Origin of the sequence: Pseudonocardia aurantiaca, assembly GCF_039526725.1 — a bacterium.
Taxonomy (GTDB): Bacteria; Actinomycetota; Actinomycetes; order Mycobacteriales; family Pseudonocardiaceae; genus Pseudonocardia; species Pseudonocardia aurantiaca.
Map to the genome: position 1 here is coordinate 124,770 of NZ_BAAAJG010000007.1, position 15,660 is coordinate 140,429.

A 15,660-nucleotide genomic window follows, 5' to 3' on the forward strand; every position below is an offset into this window, starting at 1 on the left:
TGAGCGGTGCCAGATTCGTCCTCATGACCTCCTCCTTCAGCAACTGGCCGTGGGACCGCGACCAGGAGTTCGACGACTGGGACGACGACATGCCCCCACGAGCGCCGGCACTGGCCCTGACCGCGGAGCAGCAGTCCGCGCTGGCAGCGGCCGTCGCCCGCGGCCTCGACAAACAAGCCTGCGACAACACCCTTCGCGCTGCTCGGCAGTGGGCCGTCGACGGGGGAGTGGACTGGCCGTCGCTGCAGGCCCAGCTCGAGGGGAACGGCGGCTACTGCGACTGCGAGGTATTGCTGAACGTCCCGGGTGTGTCCGACGACGAGCCCGAGCCGGTCTGAGGCCTGGATGCACCACGCATCACCCTCGGTCGCGGTTCAGCTATCCGGGCCGAGGGCGTGGCCGCCGTCATCCTCCGATCAGAGGGACGTGCTCCAGGAGATGCGCGGCGCGGCGGTGGAGTGCCGCCGTAGCGCCGAGGTCGTTGCCGAGAGTGGTGCGGTGGAGAAGCTCGGCGATGTGGTCAGGGCTGGATGTTCGCCAGGTCCTCCAGAAGGCTGGGGTGCTTCGGCTCCCAGCCGAGCGCCTGCCGGGTGTGGGTGCTGGACGAGGGCTGGTCGGTCGCGAAGATCGGGCCGAGAGGGCCGAAGGTCTCTGCTGGCACCGACTCGACCGGCAGGCCCAGCCGTCGGCCGATGACCGCGGCGATGTCACGCACCTTGTCTCCCTCGTCGGCCACGGCGTGCCAGGAGGTACCGGCTTCCGCCTGCTCCAGGGCGAGCCGGAAGAGGACTGCCGCGTCGAGCGCGTGCACGGCCGGCCAGCGCTGTGCGCCGTCGCCCGGGTAGCCGGACACTCCGGTCCGGCGTGCGATGTTGGTCAGCAAACCGGCGAACCCGCCCGTGCCCTGGTTGTGAACCGTGCGCGGCATGCGTACGGCCGTGCTCTGGACCCCGCGGGAGGCCAGGCCCAGGACCGCCGTGACCGCGCGACCGCGACCACCGACCGGCCCGTCGGTCGGCAGCGGGTCGGCCTCGGTGGAGACGCGAACCGGCGCATAGGGCGTACCCGAGACGGTGACGAAGGGGCGGTCGCTGCCGACGAGTTCCTCGCCGAGGGTCGCGAGGGCGGCACTTTCCTCGGCGACCGCCTTTGCGAGGGCGTCGGGGCTGCTGAAGTCGTTGCCGAAAGCCAGGTGGATCACCCCGTCGGCCTGAGCAACGCCGGCGCGAAGGATGTCCAGATCGGCGAGAGCTCCCCGGAGCGGCTCGGCGCCGGCCGCCTCGGCGGCCAGCGCCGACGCGTCGGAGCGGGCGAGGGCGAGAACGGTGTGGCCGTTGCCGAGCAGTTCGGCGACGACGGCGGACCCGAGCAGACCGGTGCCACCGGTGACAAAGATGCGCATGGAACTCTCCCGCAAGTGATGGGACTCTTGTCCCATCACTCTAGCAGTGTGATGGGACAAGAGTCCCATCGCATATGATGGACCCATGGGTCGGTGGGAACCAGGGGCGCGCGAACGCCTCGTCGTGGCTGCCGTCGACCTGTTCACCGAGCAGGGGTACGACGCCACGACGGTCGCGCAGATCGCCGAGCGCGCCGGGGTCACCAAAAGCACCTTCTTTCGGCACTTCCCCGATAAGCGCGAGCTGCTGGCGGCCGGGCAGGAGACGCTGAGCCGGCTGCTGGCCGAGGGAATCGCCGAGGCGCCCGGGAACGCCAGCCCGCTCGAGGCGGTCGCTGCCGGTCTCGAACGCGCCGCGAGCGCGATGGGCCCCGTGAATCGTGAGCTTGCCCCTCGCCTGAAGGCGGCGGTCGCTGCCAGCGCCGAACTTCAGGAGCGTGACGCCCTCAAGAGCGTCAGCCTCGCGGCCGCGATGACAGCCGCTCTGGTCGCCCGCGGCGTACCTGATCCGACCGCGGCTCTCGCGAGCGAGCTGGGCGTCCTCGCCTTCAAACGGGGGTACGCCGAATGGTCCGAGGGCGACCGTGACGCCGAGGACGAGCTCGCCGGGTACACCCTGGCGGCCCTGGACGAGCTGCGTGCGGCGAGCGCATCGCTGGGCTGACTGGACAACCTCACCCGCTCATCGGCTACTTGCGCATCGACCCCATCGCTCGTCTACCTGCGTTCGACAGCTGTGAGGCGTTCTAGTGTCCCGAGTCACTGTTTAGTTGACGGTCAGCTACCGGGGCCGAGGGCGTAGCCCAGCTTCCGCATCGCCGCGCGCACCTTCGCCTCAGCGCCCGCCGCGAGCAGCAGGTGCCGGTCGCCGATGCGCGTGCAATGCGCTCGCAGTGTCCGGTCGTTCGCGAGCAGGGTGGCCAGAGCCGCGTCCGCGCACTCGACGACCCGGCGCATGCCCAGGTCCTCCGCGATGCGTCTGATCTGCCGACGGTCAACGCTCGGCCACAGACCAGCATCGTGCTCGTGACGGACGTCCGCGACGAGCACACCTTCGGCCGCGAGCTCGAAAATCACCTCGGCAGGGCGCGGCAGTCCGTCTGGATGTGGTCGCCGTGGATCGCCAACCGAGCACGTTAGGTGGTACCGATGATCCACGCGGCTGCCGAGCGGGAGTCGACGTCCGCCTATTCCTGCGCCCCGACGAAGATCGCAACATGGCCAGGGAGTGGGCGCAGCGCCAGCTGCCCGGCCTCCTCGCGTCGGGCGCAACGGTCATTCGCTCCGACCAGGAGCACCGCAAGATCGTTGTCATCGACGACGAGGTCGTGCTGATCGGCAGCCTCAACTCGCTGTCGAACACCCCCGGGACGACCCGGGAGATCATGATCGCGATGGAGGGCAGGGCGTTCGCGGCACGCCTGCTGGCGGAGCTGCGTGTCGCAGAGATCGGAACTCCGCGGGCCTGCAGGGCATGTGGCCGGACCATGGACGTGCGGCGGAGCCGGAGTAAGGCCGCGGGCCTGTTCTGGCACTGCCGGCCCTGCAACAACCGGGTCGCGCTGTAGGCACGCGCTCACCGACCCGGGGCGGCTCAGCCGGTCCCCTGCCGCGGCCGCCACCACCGGTGCTCCTCGGCGTAGGCGAACTGCAGGCGGCCCCCGCCGTGCAACGATCGAATCGTGACCGAACCGATCGGCCGCCGCATCGCCCTCCACCGCCGCCGCCGCGGCCTCAGCCAGGCCGCCGTCGCGGGCCTGGTGGGCCGTTCGGAATCGTGGCTGTCGCAGGTCGAGCGCGGCCTGCGCACCGTCGACAGCTACACGGTCCTCCGCGACCTTGCCCGAGTCCTGCGGGTCGATATCGGCACCCTGGCCGGGAGCGGCCAGGCGAGCGAACCGGAGCGGTCACCGGTTCGTATGGATGTCGTCGAGATCGAGCGGACTCTGCTCGTCGGCGTGGCCGCCGAGCCGGTTCTCGACGTCGCGTCGGCCGTTCCAGAATTGCATGCTGCCTACCAGGCCGCCCGCTACGACGAGGTGCTTGCTGCTCTCCCGGGCCTGATCGCGGCGCTCGACGGGCAGGACGCGGCGCTGATCGCTCGCGGCTACACGGTCGCGGCCAAGACGCTGACGAAGATCGGGTCGCACGATCTCGCGCTGGTCGCGGCCGACCGGGCGTGGGCGGCGGCGAGGCGCAGCGGGGGTCCTGCTGATGTCGGCATGGCGGTCTACCAAGTGGTGTGCGCGCTGCTCCCGACTCCGCGGTCGGCGCTCGCAGAGGAGCTGGCTGCTACGTCTGCAGCCCGGCTCGAGGACGACGCTGACCCGGCCGCGTGCAGCGTCGCCGGCGCGCTCTGGCTCATCGCCGCGGTCGCCGCCGCTAGGCGGACCGACGCTGCAGCCTCCGGCGAGCGCCTCAACCGCGCCCAGCGACTTGCCGACCACCTCGGTGAGGACGCCAACTACCGCTGGACGGCTTTCGGCCCGACCAACGTCGCGATCCACCGGGTGTCGGTCGCCGTCGAGCTCGGCGACGCCCCAGGCGCGCTCGCTGCCGCGGAAGCTGTCGACGTCGACCAGCTGCCGGAGGCGTTGCGTAGCCGCCGGGTACAGGTCCAGCTGGACGTCGCGTGGGCGCACGCGCAGCGGCGGCGGGACGCGGAGGCGCTCGTGGCGCTTCTCGAGATCGAACGAGCCGCACCGCAGGTCACGCGGCGCAACGCGGTCGCGCGCGACACCATCCGCCAACTCCTCGCCCGCGCCCGGGGTTCGAGCGGGGCGGCGGTGCGCGGCCTCGCGCACCGGGCAGGTGTCGTCGTCTGATGCGCCCGCTGACGCTGGTGGTGTGCGGGGCGCCGCTTGCCGCTCGTGCTGACGAGGTCCGCGCCGCGCTTGGCAGCCGCTGGAGCGTCTCGCTCGTGGTCACCGAGGCGGCAGGGCAGTGGTTTGGCCCGTCGGACGGCGACCGCCCGCGGCCGGAGGCGGTCGTCGCCTGCCCCCTCACGTTCAACACGGCGAACAAGGTCGCTGCGGGGATCATGGACACGAGCGCGGCCGGGGTGCTGTGCGACGCGCTGGGTGGCGGGATTCCGGTGGTCGCGGTCCCCATGGTGAACAACCGGCTCTGGGGGCATCCGGTGTGGACGTCCACCATCCGGACCCTCGCCGACGCCGGCGTCCGGTGCGTGGACCCGCGGACAGGACGGCGCGGCGATCCGGCGCCCGTGCAGTCGGGGACCGGGCCGGAGGTCGTGGCCGCGTTTGACCCGTTGTGGGTGGTCGACGCCCTCGGCTGAACCCGCACGTCTGTGTGGGTCGCACGATCTTGCGGGTCGGCGGCGCTCGCAGCCTCTGTGCTTGATCTCGTGACGGACTTCGACGGTCCTGCCCGTGTCCTCGCCGAGGGAGATCCGCGCGTCTGGCAGCGGCTGTTGCGCGAGCACGTGCCGAGTACCGACGGACGTTGCCCGCTGTGCTCGCTGGGCGGGGGTCAGGGCCGGCCGAAATGGCCGTGCCGGCTGCACCTCGTTGCCGCATCTGCCGCTGATCTGGCTCGACTTCGCGGCCTCGGTCCCTGACCGTTCTCCGCCGCTCGTATGACCCGTGGCCTCAGATCCTGATCTTCCGCGTGTTCCGCGGAACGCAGCCCTCCCAGCCGGGCGCCTTGGTCGCGCTGCGCCGAACGGGTAGATCATGACGCTTTGCGTTCGCTCTCTCGCAGAGCGTTCGTAGCGTGAGGGGTCGGGGGTGGGCCGGTGGGCACGTCGACGGGGTGGCGCGGTCCGAGGTGGGGCGACCCGCTGGGGGCGTCGAAACGCGCGACGCGACCGGAACAGATTCCGTTCCCGCGAGATGGCGACCTCGATGTGCTGGACCGGGAGTGGGCGGCACGCTGGAGCGGCCGCTTCCTCGACAAGTTGTGGCAGGACCTGCGGGATGATCCGGACGCGTACGAGCTGCGCAGCCGGATGACGGTCATGGGCCGTGAGCTCGTCCTCGCCTTTGCGGGCCTCCGCGACCGGGGCAGCACGTACGCCGACCTGACGGTCCTCGGGGAGTTCACGAACCGCGTCGCGGGCGAGGGGACGAACGTCATCGACGCGGTCGGGAGGCGAGCGGCCGTACGCGCGGGTGAGCGCCTGTTCGCGGGCACCGGAGACACGCTGTTCTGCCTCGTCTACCGGGGGTTCTTCGCAGATTTCGTCGCCGAGTTCCTTCGCGCGGTGATCGCCGAGGAGATCACCGCTGCCGTTCCGGCACTGGCGCTGGTCGACCCGTCCGGGCAGATCGCGGACTGGGGTGGCGGGTCGGCTCGTCGCTCTCGTGCCCGATCCGTGCGCAGCGGTCGTTCCCGGCCGCAGCGTTCTCGAGGTGGCGATCGAACAGGTTCCGGTGGCGGTCAACGCCGTCCTGGGGCTGGGGGAGCGGGAATGACGGCACGCTCGGCTCCGCTTCGACGGTTCGCGTTCTCCAGGCGGCAGCTCTCCAGGATGGGGTGGGAGCACCTGAGCGAGGAGGACTTCCTCGACCAATCTGGGCGCGTCACGTCCGCGGCAACGATGAGTGGCCGCGCTGCGCCGGACTGGGCCCGCGATCTCCTCGAGATCGCCCGAGCCGCGTTCCTCGTCGACAAGCGCTTCCGGCGCGAGTCCGCGCCGGACCGGTGGACCCGGCGGATCGAACTCCTCGTCCAGCTGCGGGCACCCGCCCTGTGGAACGAGGCGGTGCGCCGCCGCGTCGACGCGCTGCTGGGCACGTTGACCGGCGACCAGTGGCAGGTGAGCGTCCATGGCGGCGCTGCGCCGGAGCAAGCGGAGCTCGAGCTGGAGCCGCCGCGGACGGTCTCGGCCGTCGCCCTTCTCTCGGGCGGCCTCGATTCGGCCTGCCACGCCGCCAGCCTCGCTCGCGCGGACCACGGGGGATCCCTGCTCTTCGTGAGCTTCGTCGATCGGGTGCAGGAGCCGCAGGAACGAGTGGTGAAAGCGGTCAGGAAGATCGGCGGGGATGTCATCGCTCGCCACCTGGATCAGCGGCCGAGGAGGGGCCCTGATGGGAAGCGGCTGGAGCGCTCCAGTCGATCTCGCGGCTTCCTCTACATGGCGGCCGCCGTTCATGCCGCCGCCGCGCACGGTGTCCGTCGAGTCGACGTCCCCGAGAACGGGCAGCTCGCCGTGAACCCGCCGCTGACCCCCGCCCGGCTGGGGGCTCTGTCGACCCGATCGGTCCACCCGTGGACGATGTACCAGTTCAACCAGTTGATCACGGCCGTCGGCGGAGACGTCGAGCTGGTCAACCCGCTTCTGCACCTGACGAAGGGCGAGGTGTGCGCCCGAGGGCTGGAGAGCGGCCTGACCGAGGCCGACCTGTTCGCCACGGTCAGCTGCGGGCGCCACACCCACCTGGGGAACCGCAACTGTGGCTGCTGCTTTCCTTGCCTCGTTCGCCGGTCCGGCCTCCTGCGCGCGGTCGGCGACGACCGCAGTGACTACGAGCAGGACAAGGTTGAGGGGGACAAGGCGCGGGACCTACGCGCGGTGCAGTCGTGGCTGGATCGGGAGTTCGGGGAGCGTGACCTGGTCGCCGACATGCCGTGGCCGCCGGGTACGACACCGCGGTCGGTGTTGCCCGTGCTTGAGCGCGGCCGTGCGGAGCTGACGGTGGCGCGACTTTCGGCGACGGTGTTTACGGGTGGTCGCGGACGGTGACAGGGGTCGGCCGTCGCCCCTGACCGGACGCATGGTGCGATCGTCGGCGTGTCGCTCGCCACCTACCTTGCGACCCTCGACTCCGACCGGCTGGTGGTGCTGCTGCAGCGCCGGCCCGACGTTCTGGTCGAACCTGCCCCGCGCACCGTCGCCGAACTGGCGATGCGGTTGAACGGCGTCGAGTCGTTGACGCGTGCGCTGGCCGTCCTGAATCGGGACGAGATGACCACCGCGCGAGCCGTTGCGCTGCTGGACGAGCCGACGACGGCCACGCTCGCGGCCCGGCTCAGGGCGCCGGAGCCCGAGGTCCAATGCGTGATCGACGGGCTGTGCGGATATGGGCTCGCCTGGCACGTGGACGGGCGCGTCGGGCTTCCTCCCCGGCTGGCGGAGCACTTCACGGACAGCGTCGCGCGGTTCCGCCCGCTCGCCGCCATCGCGCGGCAGGCCAACGTCGAGAACCTGCGAGCCGCGGTGGCGGGCCTCGGCGGCGATCCGAACGGGCTGCGCAAGCCCGAGCTCGGCGCGCGACTGGGGGAACTGACCTGCGAGCCTGCTGTGATCGTCAGGGCGGTCGCAGGCCTCTCGGCGCGGGCTCGGCGCCACCTCGACCAGATGTGCCGGGGTACCTACATCGTCTTCGGTATCGGGCCCGACAACCGCAGCCCCGTCGTGGAGCTGACCCGCGCCGGGCTGCTCGTCGACGGGCCGTACCACCAGACCGAGCTGCCACGCGAGGTCGCCGTGATGCTCCTGCTCGGCGAGGGTGACGGCCTGACCGGGGCGCCGCAGTTGCCGGCCGCGGCGGATGGCCCTGCTGACGGCCGGGACGGCGCCGAGGAAGCGCTGCGCGCCCTCACCACCGTGCTCGACGAGGCCAGGAACCGCCCGCTCGCCGCGTTGAAGAACGGCGGAGTCGGCACGCGGGAGCGCACGCGGATCAGCCGACTCGGGATCCCCGAGCCAGCCCTCTGGATCGACATCGCATTCGCGGCCGGGCTGCTCGCTCTCACGCCGGAGGGCTACGCGGCGACGAGCGGGTTCGACGAGTGGCGGGAAGCGGGCCCCGGTGTCCGCTGGGCTCGGATCGCCCTCACCTGGTTCGGACTGGAGCTCGCGCCGACCAGCAGGGAGATCGACGACGATGAGGTGCCGCCCCCGCTGCCCCTCGAGTCCTCCGGCGGGCTCCTCCGGCGGGCGCTTCTGCGCGCCGCCGCGGACGGACACTCGATCGCGGCAGCGGGCGAGCAGATCGATTGGTTCTGCCCCCTGCACGCGTACGACGCCGCGGGCCGGACCCGCAAGGTGGCGGCGGCGGTGCACGAGGCGACCCAGCTGGGGGTGGTGGCCGGCGATCGGCTCACCGCGCTCGGGGAGCACCTCGTCGCGGTCGCCGACGGTTCGGTCGCCGAGCAGGATCTGGCGCGTCGCGTCGCCGAGATGTTGCCGGCGACCCGTGGGCTGCTGGTGCTGCAGTCCGATCTCACCGCCGTGGCGTCCGGACAGCTCAGCGCGGTGGCGAGCCGGCTGCTCGCTGTCGCGGCCGCCCCGGAGAGCCGGGGTGCGGCGACCATCTGGCGGTTCACACCGACGACCATCCGCGGCGCGTTCGATGCCGGCTGGAGTGCTGATGAGCTACGTGGCGAGCTCGTTGCCGTGTCCGGTCGCCCGTTGCCGCAACCGCTGGACTACCTGATCGGCGACGTCGCCCGACGGCACGGCAGCGTGCGGGTGCGCGAGGTCAGGTCGTGCATCACGGGGCCGGAAGCCGAGGTCAGCGAGATCATGCACACCCGCTCCGTGCGCACTCTGCAGCTCCGCCGGCTCGCCCCGACCGTGCTGGCCAGCCCGCTCGCGGCCAGCGATGTGCTGCTCAAGCTGCGCGCGGCCGGGTTCGCCCCGATGCCAGAGGGCGCCGACGGCGTCGTGATCGTCGCGGAGCGGGAGCGCGAACCGACCCCGTCGGCTCCGATCCTGCGAGCTCGGGCCAAGGTGGACGCCGCCGATCTCGCCGCTCGGCTGCTCGCCGCCGGAACCGGCTCGACGCCCAGGTCCGGGACGCAGGCAGAACTCGCGCACCTGGCATCCCAGCTCGACATCGCCGAGGTAGCGCTGCTGGCCGACGCCCTCGAACGCGGCTTGGACGTGCGCATCAGCTACCGCAACAAGCAGGGCAACCGCACGGTGCGTGACATCCGTCCGCGGGAGCTGTACGGGCGGTGGCTGAGCTCGTGGTGCCATCTGCGGTCGGCGGAGCGGGAGTTCGCGGTGGCGGGGATCGAGTCGGTCGGGCCGGTCGGCTGATCTCGTTCCGTCTGCTCTGCCGCCTGCGGACAGTTCGGGCCGAGGTTCACCCAGCAGTCACGCTGCTGCCCGTTCTGATGCCGTTGGCGCCCGCCGCCACACTGCTGGCCAGGATCGCCGAGCAGGTTGCCATAGTCCTCGCCGCCTACGGTGCGCCGGATACGGTCATCGGTCTCCACCGAGCGCAGGAACGGCCGGGGCGCCGGCACGGCGCCGAAAGCCGCACGGCATCGTCCCGCTCATGCACACCGCAGGAACCCCATCGGGTGCTCCTGGAGTACCTCGGCGCCGTCGTCGGTGATCCGCAGTGCGTTGCCGACCTGGACGCCGGCCCGAGCGTCGGGGGTGATGACGTTCGGCTGCACGACGAGCACCGTTCCGGTCGGGTAGGCGTAGTCGTCCGGGTGGGTCGCACCGCGGGTCTGCCGCGTCCGCAGGATCGGGGGGAGGTAGGCGCCGCCAAAGCCGTGCACCAGGTCGTCCCAGATGCTGTATCCGGCCTTGTCGATGACCTCCGCCGCCTCCAGCAGCTCCCCGACGGTGACGCCCGCGCGCAACAGCCCGGTGATGTCGTCGTAGGCCTGCACGGCGACCGCATGCAGGTCCCGGTACAGCGGGGTCGGCTCGGCACCGACGGTGAACGAGCGCAGGATCTGCCCGGCGTACCCCCAGAACGTGGTGCTGATCTCCGTCACCACCACGTCGCCCTCCTGCACCACGCGGTCCGGGTGCTGCTGGTGCGGCACGCAGACGCGCGGGTCGGACATCGGCGTCGACATGGTGAAGTGGATGAGGTTGACGCCTCGCTGGTCGAGGTAGACGTCCTCGATGAGCTTGGCGATCTCGTACTCCCGCATACCCGGGCGGATGCCCGCTTCCATGGCCGCGACCGCCGCGTCGTTGAAACCGGCGGCGATGCGCGTGTAGACCATCTCCTCCTCACTCTTGACCAGGCGGAGGTCCTGGTAGGCCGCATTGAGATCGGTGAAGGTCGCGCTGGCCAGCCGCCGCTGCAAGGTGGTCATGTCGGCGGCGCGGAGCGGGCCGATCCAGCCGATGCCGCGGCCGTCGAACCCCATGCTCGCGAGCAGATCGGCGACGTTCTCCGCCTGCTCCACCGGGGTGTCTCCGCCGTAGCGGACGTCCTCGACAACCGAGATGAGCCGGGCGTCGGGGAGGTGGTTCCACAACCGCGCGAGCAGCACGGGGTCGCCCTGCCGGGGCACCACGAGATAGCTCTCCACCGACGGCGCCCAGTTGGTGAAGTACAGCACCGATGTCTCCAGACCGCTGGTGCCGCCGCAGACCACGGCGACATCGGTGCCGACGTCGTCCATCACCCGCCGCAGCGCGTCGTAGCGGCGCTGCATCTCTGCCTCCGAGTAGCGCGGAAAGCCGTTGACCGACGACAGGCTGTCCTGGGAGGGGGTCGGGAGCTTGTCGATCCGGGGCATTGTGGTCTCCTCGGGGAAAGGCGTCGGGGGCGAGCGGGACGGAGGCGGGGGGTGCGTTTAGGGCGTGTCCGGTGGATCTTGTTCGATGAGAGCCGTGATGCAGGTGGTTCCTGGCGGCGCCGCCGGATCGCCCTCATACCGGGCGTATCCGGGCGATCCGGCGGTGTCGACAGGGGCCGCCTGGGCGCGGCTATCGCGGACGAAGATCCGCCGGACACGCCCTAGTGCCCTTCGGCGCCGTCCTTCTCGTGCCTGCCGTTCCTGCCGTACGCACGCAGCACGGCGCGACGGATGCCCTCATAGCCCGTGCAGCGGCACAGGTTCGAGCTCAGCAGCCCGTCCAGACGCTCGGGATCCTCGGCGATGCTCGGGTCGTCCTCCAGGGCACCGACCACCAGCATCACGAACCCGGCGGTGCAGAAGCCACACTGCAGGCCGTGCTCGGTGGAGATCGCCTGCTGGAAGGCGTGCAGCCGGCCGTCCGCCGCCAGCCCCTCGACCGTACGGATGTCGCGGCCCGCACACTGCACCGCGAACATCAGGCACGAGCGCACCCCCTCGCCGTCCACCAGCACGGTGCAGGATCCGCACACCCCGTGCTCGCAGCCGAGCTTGGTGCCGGTGAGGTTGCAGTCCTCGCGCAGCACGTCGGCCAGCAACCGGCGCGGCTCGACCGTCACGTCGTAGTCGGTCTCGTTGACCGTGAGCCGTACCGGAGTCCGCCCTGTCATCGTGCCTCCCGGCCCTCGTGTCGATCGCGACCCTCGTCGCCGTAGTAGCCGTTGCTGTCCTCGCGCGCCTGCGCCAGCGCGCGCCGTACGAGCACGCCCACTACGTGCCGCCTGTACTCCACGCCGGCATGCGGCTCGGCGAGCGGATCCGAACCGGCGGCGGCGAGTTCGCCCGCCTGGGCGAACACCTCAGGCTCGGCCTCCCTGCCCAGCAGGTGGCGCTCCGCGTCGTGCGCGCGCACCGGCCGGTCCGCCGCCCCCGCCAGCCCCAGCCGCGCCTCGGCGATCACGCCGTCCCGCAGGGTCAGCACCGCGACGGCCGCGACCTGGGCGAAGCTGGCGTGCGTACGGCGCTGCTCGCAGAATCCGACGCCGACCTGCCCGGGCAGCAGTGGCAGCCGCACCGAGGTCAGGATTTCGGCCGGCTGCCGCGCCGTCCGGAAGGGGCCGAGGAAGAAGTCGCCAGCCAGCACCCGGCGCTTGCCCAGGGGCCCGGTCAGCTCGATCCCGGCGTCGAGGGCGACCGCCGTCGCGCACCACTCCGAGACGGGGTTGGCCCAGGCCAGGCTCCCGGCCATGGTTCCCCGCGCGCGTACCGGCGGATGCGCGATGTACGGACTGACCCGGCTCAGCAGCCGCCCCAGCGCCGCCGGCGCCACGGTCGGCGTCTCGAAGGCGCGGTGCCGGGCGAGGGCGCCGATCCGTAGCGTGTGGCCGTCCACCGTGATCACGTCCAGGCCGCGCACGTTGTTGATGTCGACCAGCAGGGCCGGTCGTTCCCGGCGGTAGTGCATGTCCAGCACGAGACTCTGGCCGCCCGCCAGCACGCGGGCCGTCTCGGGCCGCTCGGCCAGCGCAGTGACGGCGTCGGTCAGCTCCGCCGGTGCCGCGTAGTCGAAGGGTGCCGGTTTCATCGTGCGCCCACCTCCTGGCCTGCAGCGGCCCGCCAGCAGGTCTCCGGCGTCAGTGGCAGCTGTACGCCGCCGATGTCGGTGCCGGCGACCGACTGTCCCAGTGCGTCGATGACGGCGTTGACGATCGCGGGCGGGGTGCCGATGCATCCGGCCTCGCCCGCGCCCTTGGCGCCCAGCGCGGTGTTCGGGTTGGGGGTGACGGTGGTGTCGAGGGTCAGCGGCGGGAGCTCGCCGATCGTCGGCAGCAGATAGCCGAGCAGCCCGTCGGCCTGTGGCGTGCCCTGGTTGTCGTACGGCATTTCCTCGTAGAGCGCCTGTCCGATCCCCTGCACGATGGCCCCGATCGTCTGGTCCTCCACGATCTCCGGGTCGACCGCCACCCCGCAGTCGTCGATGGCGACGAGGCGCAGCACGCGGACGTTGCCCAGCTCGGGGTCGACCTCGACCACGGCCACGTAGGTCCCGAAGGGGAAGGCGGCCGCGTTGTCGTAGACGCCCTCGACCCGTAGCGGTTCCGGCGACGCGGTCGCCAGATCGCCCAGTGTCCAGCTGCGCTCCCCGGCGCTGACGGTTCCGTCCGCGTAGCCGACGTCCGGCTCCGCGCAGCCCATCCGGACCGCGCGGCGCTTCGCCACCTCGATCAGCTCCAACGCGGCTTGGTGCAGCGCCGAGCCGCCGGCCTGCATCGAGCGGCTCCCGAAAGTCCCGATGCCCTGGACCACCTCGTCGGTGTCCCCCTCGATGAGCGAGACGCACTGCGCGGGGATGCCGAGGGTGTGCGCCACGAGCTCGGGAAAGACCGTCTCGTGGCTCTGGCCGGTCGAGCAGGTGCCGACGCGCGCGACGACCCGCCCGTCGGGCGTGACGTCGAGGGAAGCCCACTCGTGTGCCATGGGCGCCTGCTCGAGCCCGGAGCGCTCGGCGAAGCTGCACAGCCCGATGCCGAGCGCCCGCACGGTGTCCGACCGGCGGCGCCGGCGCTGCTCTTCGCGCCAGTACCCGTAGTCGACCAGCTCCAGCGCCTTGTCCAGCGCCAGCGCGTACTGCCCGCTGTCGTAGCGCCTGCCCGTCGGCGCCTCGTACGGGAACGCCTCCGGCGGGATGAAGTTGCGCCGCCGCAGCTCGGCCGGGTCCATGCCGAGGCGCCGGGCGAGAAGGTCGACGGTTCGCTCGACGGCGTAGACCTGCTCGGGGCGTCCAGCGCCGCGGTATGGAGCGGTGGGCGTCGTGTTGGTGACGACCGTGCGGACACGGGCGTGCACCTTCGGGGTCAGATACGGACCGGCGGCGGCGAGCCCTGTCTCGGCCGCGACGAACCCGGCGATCGGATAACCGCCGACGTCGGCGTCGACCTCCAGCGCCAGCGCCAGCATCCGGCCGTCCTCGTCGGCGGCGATGCGCACCCGCTGGTTCTGGCCGCGACCGTGAGTGGCACCCGACAGAGTCTCGGCGCGGTCCTCGATCCAGCGCACCGGGCGGCCGAGCCGCAGCGCCAGCCGGACGACCGACAGGTACTCGGGGAACGTGCCGCTCTTCGAGCCGAAGGCGCCCCCGCTGTCCGGCACCCGCACCCGGATCCGCTCTACGTCCAGCTGAAGCGCCGTGGCCAGGTCCTTCTGCAGCCGGTGGGGCGCCTGGTGTGACACCCAGACGGTCACCCGCCCGTCCAGCTCGGGAACGGCGAGGATCGCCCGCGGTTCCATCGGGGTGGGTGCGAGCCTCGGCTGCCGGTAGGCGCCCTCCACCACGACGGCGGCCCGCTGCCACACCTCGTGGTCGATGGGCTCGCCGAACTCCATCTCATCGGCGACGTTGTCCACCCCGTCGAAGAGCCACGTGGAGGACGCGGCGGCCTGCCCAGGGTCCACCAGCACCGGCAACGGGTCGATGTCCACCCGCACGGCGTCGGCGCCGTCCTCGGCGACATAGCGATCGATGCCGACGATGACGGCGACCGGCTCCCCGACGTACCGGACCCGGTCCACCGCCAGCGCCGGGCGCTGTCGTTCCTCGTCCGCCGAACCGGGAGTGGACGAGGGCACGACGGGCAGCTCGTCGCCCATGTCCGCCGCGCTCCACACCCCGACGACGCCGTCGATCTCCGCCGCCGCGCCCGTGTCGACGGCGAGCAGCCGCCCGTGGGCGACCCTGCTGCGCACGAATGCGGCGTCGAGACAGCCGGCGACCTTGAGGTCACCGACGTAACGGCCCGCCCCGGTCACCAGCCGGGCGTCCTCCCGTCTCCCGAGGAGCCACGACTGCGCTCCCTGGGGAACATGAGTGATCGTGGGTGGCGGCGACACCGGAGGCTGGACTGGGGCCCGAGTGGGCGGGAAGCCACTCACCTCGTCGCCTCGCCGTGGTGGGCTGCATAGATTTCGCGAGCTCGTTCGGTGTGCCGCCGCGCGATCGCCGACGCGCCGATTGCGTCACCCTCCGTAATCAGCCGCACGAGATCATCATGATGCACATGCATCTCTGTCACCCAAGCGTCATCGTCGATGATGTTCCTCATGGCGGAGATGGCGATGCGGCTCCACAGCCGATCCAGCGCATCCTGCAGGAACGGGTTTGCGGCCAGGACGTTGACGTACTCGTGGAACTGGTGATTCACCTCGGAGACCCCTGCCAGGTCCCGGTTTGCGGCGCACTCCTTGATCGCCTCGGCACGTCGACGAAGTTCGCTCAGCTGGGCACGAGACAGCTCGCCGGCAGCGGAACGGGTGGCGGCCAGCTCTGCGGCGAGCGCCTCCAACACAGCGCGCACCCGATAGACGTTACCGACCTCAGCAGTGGAGATCGTGGCGGCCGCGAGGCCACCGTGCGCGGAGACCGGCACCAACAGGCCCTCGTTCTGCAGCCGCTTGAGTGCCTCGCGCACCGGCGTTCTGCCCATTCCCAGTTGGTCGCTGAGTTGGCGCTCAAACCACACGGCATTCGCGTTCGCGCGGCTCCGGAGGACCAGGTCGTAGATCGCCCGGTAAGCGACATCCGCCTGACTCTCGACCGCCTGGCCTGTCACTGATCTCGGACTCATGGCCGGAGTATATCGACGGCTCCGACGATATCGAGAGCAGTGCTTATGGTACAGCGGTATGCGCATCCGTTTTCGAGCCCGCCGCTCGGGGTCACCCTGACGTGGTGCAAT

At 71.3% G+C, this 15,660-nt stretch carries 14 protein-coding genes; 7 read left to right on the forward strand and 7 right to left on the reverse strand.

The window, feature by feature from the left end; translation table 11 throughout:
* The first annotated feature begins 23 nt into the window (after nucleotides 1-23).
* A complete protein-coding gene (locus ABD143_RS09645) occupies nucleotides 24-338 on the forward strand; it encodes a DUF2695 domain-containing protein (RefSeq protein WP_343974473.1) in 315 nt (104 codons plus the stop codon).
* Nucleotides 339-520: 182 nt separating this feature from the next.
* Here ABD143_RS09645 and ABD143_RS09650 read toward each other — a convergent pair whose 3' ends face one another.
* Nucleotides 521-1,402 carry an SDR family oxidoreductase gene (locus ABD143_RS09650; protein WP_343974476.1) on the reverse strand — a complete coding sequence of 294 codons (882 nt, stop codon included), beginning with the start codon at nucleotides 1,400-1,402 and terminating at the stop codon, nucleotides 521-523.
* An 85-nt stretch (nucleotides 1,403-1,487) separates the two neighbouring features.
* Between ABD143_RS09650 and ABD143_RS09655 the strand changes: the two genes are divergently transcribed.
* Nucleotides 1,488-2,066 carry a TetR/AcrR family transcriptional regulator gene (locus tag ABD143_RS09655; protein ID WP_343974479.1) on the forward strand — a complete coding sequence of 193 codons (579 nt, stop codon included), beginning with the start codon at nucleotides 1,488-1,490 and terminating at the stop codon, nucleotides 2,064-2,066.
* 113 nt (nucleotides 2,067-2,179) lie between these two features.
* Here the strand turns inward: ABD143_RS09655 and ABD143_RS09660 are convergent, their stop codons facing one another.
* Nucleotides 2,180-2,479, reverse strand: coding sequence for a hypothetical protein (locus ABD143_RS09660; RefSeq protein ID WP_343974482.1), 300 nt, complete (start codon nucleotides 2,477-2,479; stop codon nucleotides 2,180-2,182).
* Between the two features lie 38 nt (nucleotides 2,480-2,517).
* On the opposite strand from ABD143_RS09660, the gene ABD143_RS09665 reads away from it, so the two are divergent.
* From ABD143_RS09665 to ABD143_RS09685, 5 genes are all read left to right on the forward strand, one after another.
* Nucleotides 2,518-2,970: a phospholipase D-like domain-containing protein gene (locus ABD143_RS09665; RefSeq protein ID WP_343974485.1), complete on the forward strand. Its 453-nt coding sequence runs from the start codon at nucleotides 2,518-2,520 to the stop codon at nucleotides 2,968-2,970.
* Between the two features lie 114 nt (nucleotides 2,971-3,084).
* Complete coding sequence (locus tag ABD143_RS09670; protein ID WP_343974488.1) at nucleotides 3,085-4,227, forward strand: helix-turn-helix domain-containing protein; 1,143 nt, start codon at nucleotides 3,085-3,087, stop codon at nucleotides 4,225-4,227.
* Entirely contained in the window at nucleotides 4,227-4,700 is a 474-nt protein-coding gene (locus ABD143_RS09675; protein WP_343974491.1) for a flavoprotein, read from the forward strand. The genes ABD143_RS09670 and ABD143_RS09675 overlap by 1 nt, the downstream gene beginning before the upstream one ends.
* A 459-nt stretch (nucleotides 4,701-5,159) precedes the next feature.
* Nucleotides 5,160-7,109 (forward strand): 7-cyano-7-deazaguanine synthase, encoded by a 1,950-nt coding sequence (locus ABD143_RS09680; protein WP_343974494.1) that lies wholly within the window; start codon nucleotides 5,160-5,162, stop codon nucleotides 7,107-7,109.
* A gap of 48 nt (nucleotides 7,110-7,157) precedes the next feature.
* On the forward strand, nucleotides 7,158-9,413 hold the full coding sequence (locus ABD143_RS09685) for a helicase-associated domain-containing protein (protein WP_343974496.1): 2,256 nt from the start codon (nucleotides 7,158-7,160) through the stop codon (nucleotides 9,411-9,413).
* Between the two features lie 239 nt (nucleotides 9,414-9,652).
* Here the strand turns inward: ABD143_RS09685 and ABD143_RS09690 are convergent, their stop codons facing one another.
* The 5 genes from ABD143_RS09690 to ABD143_RS09710 all read right to left on the reverse strand — a co-directional run bounded on the left by ABD143_RS09690 (nucleotide 9,653) and on the right by ABD143_RS09710 (nucleotide 15,549).
* On the reverse strand, nucleotides 9,653-10,867 hold the full coding sequence (locus ABD143_RS09690; RefSeq protein WP_343974499.1) for a M24 family metallopeptidase: 1,215 nt from the start codon (nucleotides 10,865-10,867) through the stop codon (nucleotides 9,653-9,655).
* A 221-nt stretch (nucleotides 10,868-11,088) separates the two neighbouring features.
* A complete protein-coding gene (locus ABD143_RS09695) occupies nucleotides 11,089-11,598 on the reverse strand; it encodes a (2Fe-2S)-binding protein (RefSeq protein ID WP_343974502.1) in 510 nt (169 codons plus the stop codon).
* Nucleotides 11,595-12,512, reverse strand: coding sequence for an FAD binding domain-containing protein (locus ABD143_RS09700; protein ID WP_343974505.1), 918 nt, complete (start codon nucleotides 12,510-12,512; stop codon nucleotides 11,595-11,597). Before ABD143_RS09700 ends, ABD143_RS09695 begins: the two co-directional genes overlap by 4 nt.
* A complete protein-coding gene (locus ABD143_RS09705; protein WP_343974508.1) occupies nucleotides 12,509-14,734 on the reverse strand; it encodes a xanthine dehydrogenase family protein molybdopterin-binding subunit in 2,226 nt (741 codons plus the stop codon). Before ABD143_RS09705 ends, ABD143_RS09700 begins: the two co-directional genes overlap by 4 nt.
* A gap of 119 nt (nucleotides 14,735-14,853) precedes the next feature.
* The gene (locus ABD143_RS09710) at nucleotides 14,854-15,549 is read right to left on the reverse strand and encodes a GntR family transcriptional regulator (protein ID WP_343974511.1); all 696 of its coding nucleotides are present in this window, start codon (nucleotides 15,547-15,549) and stop codon (nucleotides 14,854-14,856) included.
* Between the last annotated feature and the right edge of the window lie 111 nt (nucleotides 15,550-15,660).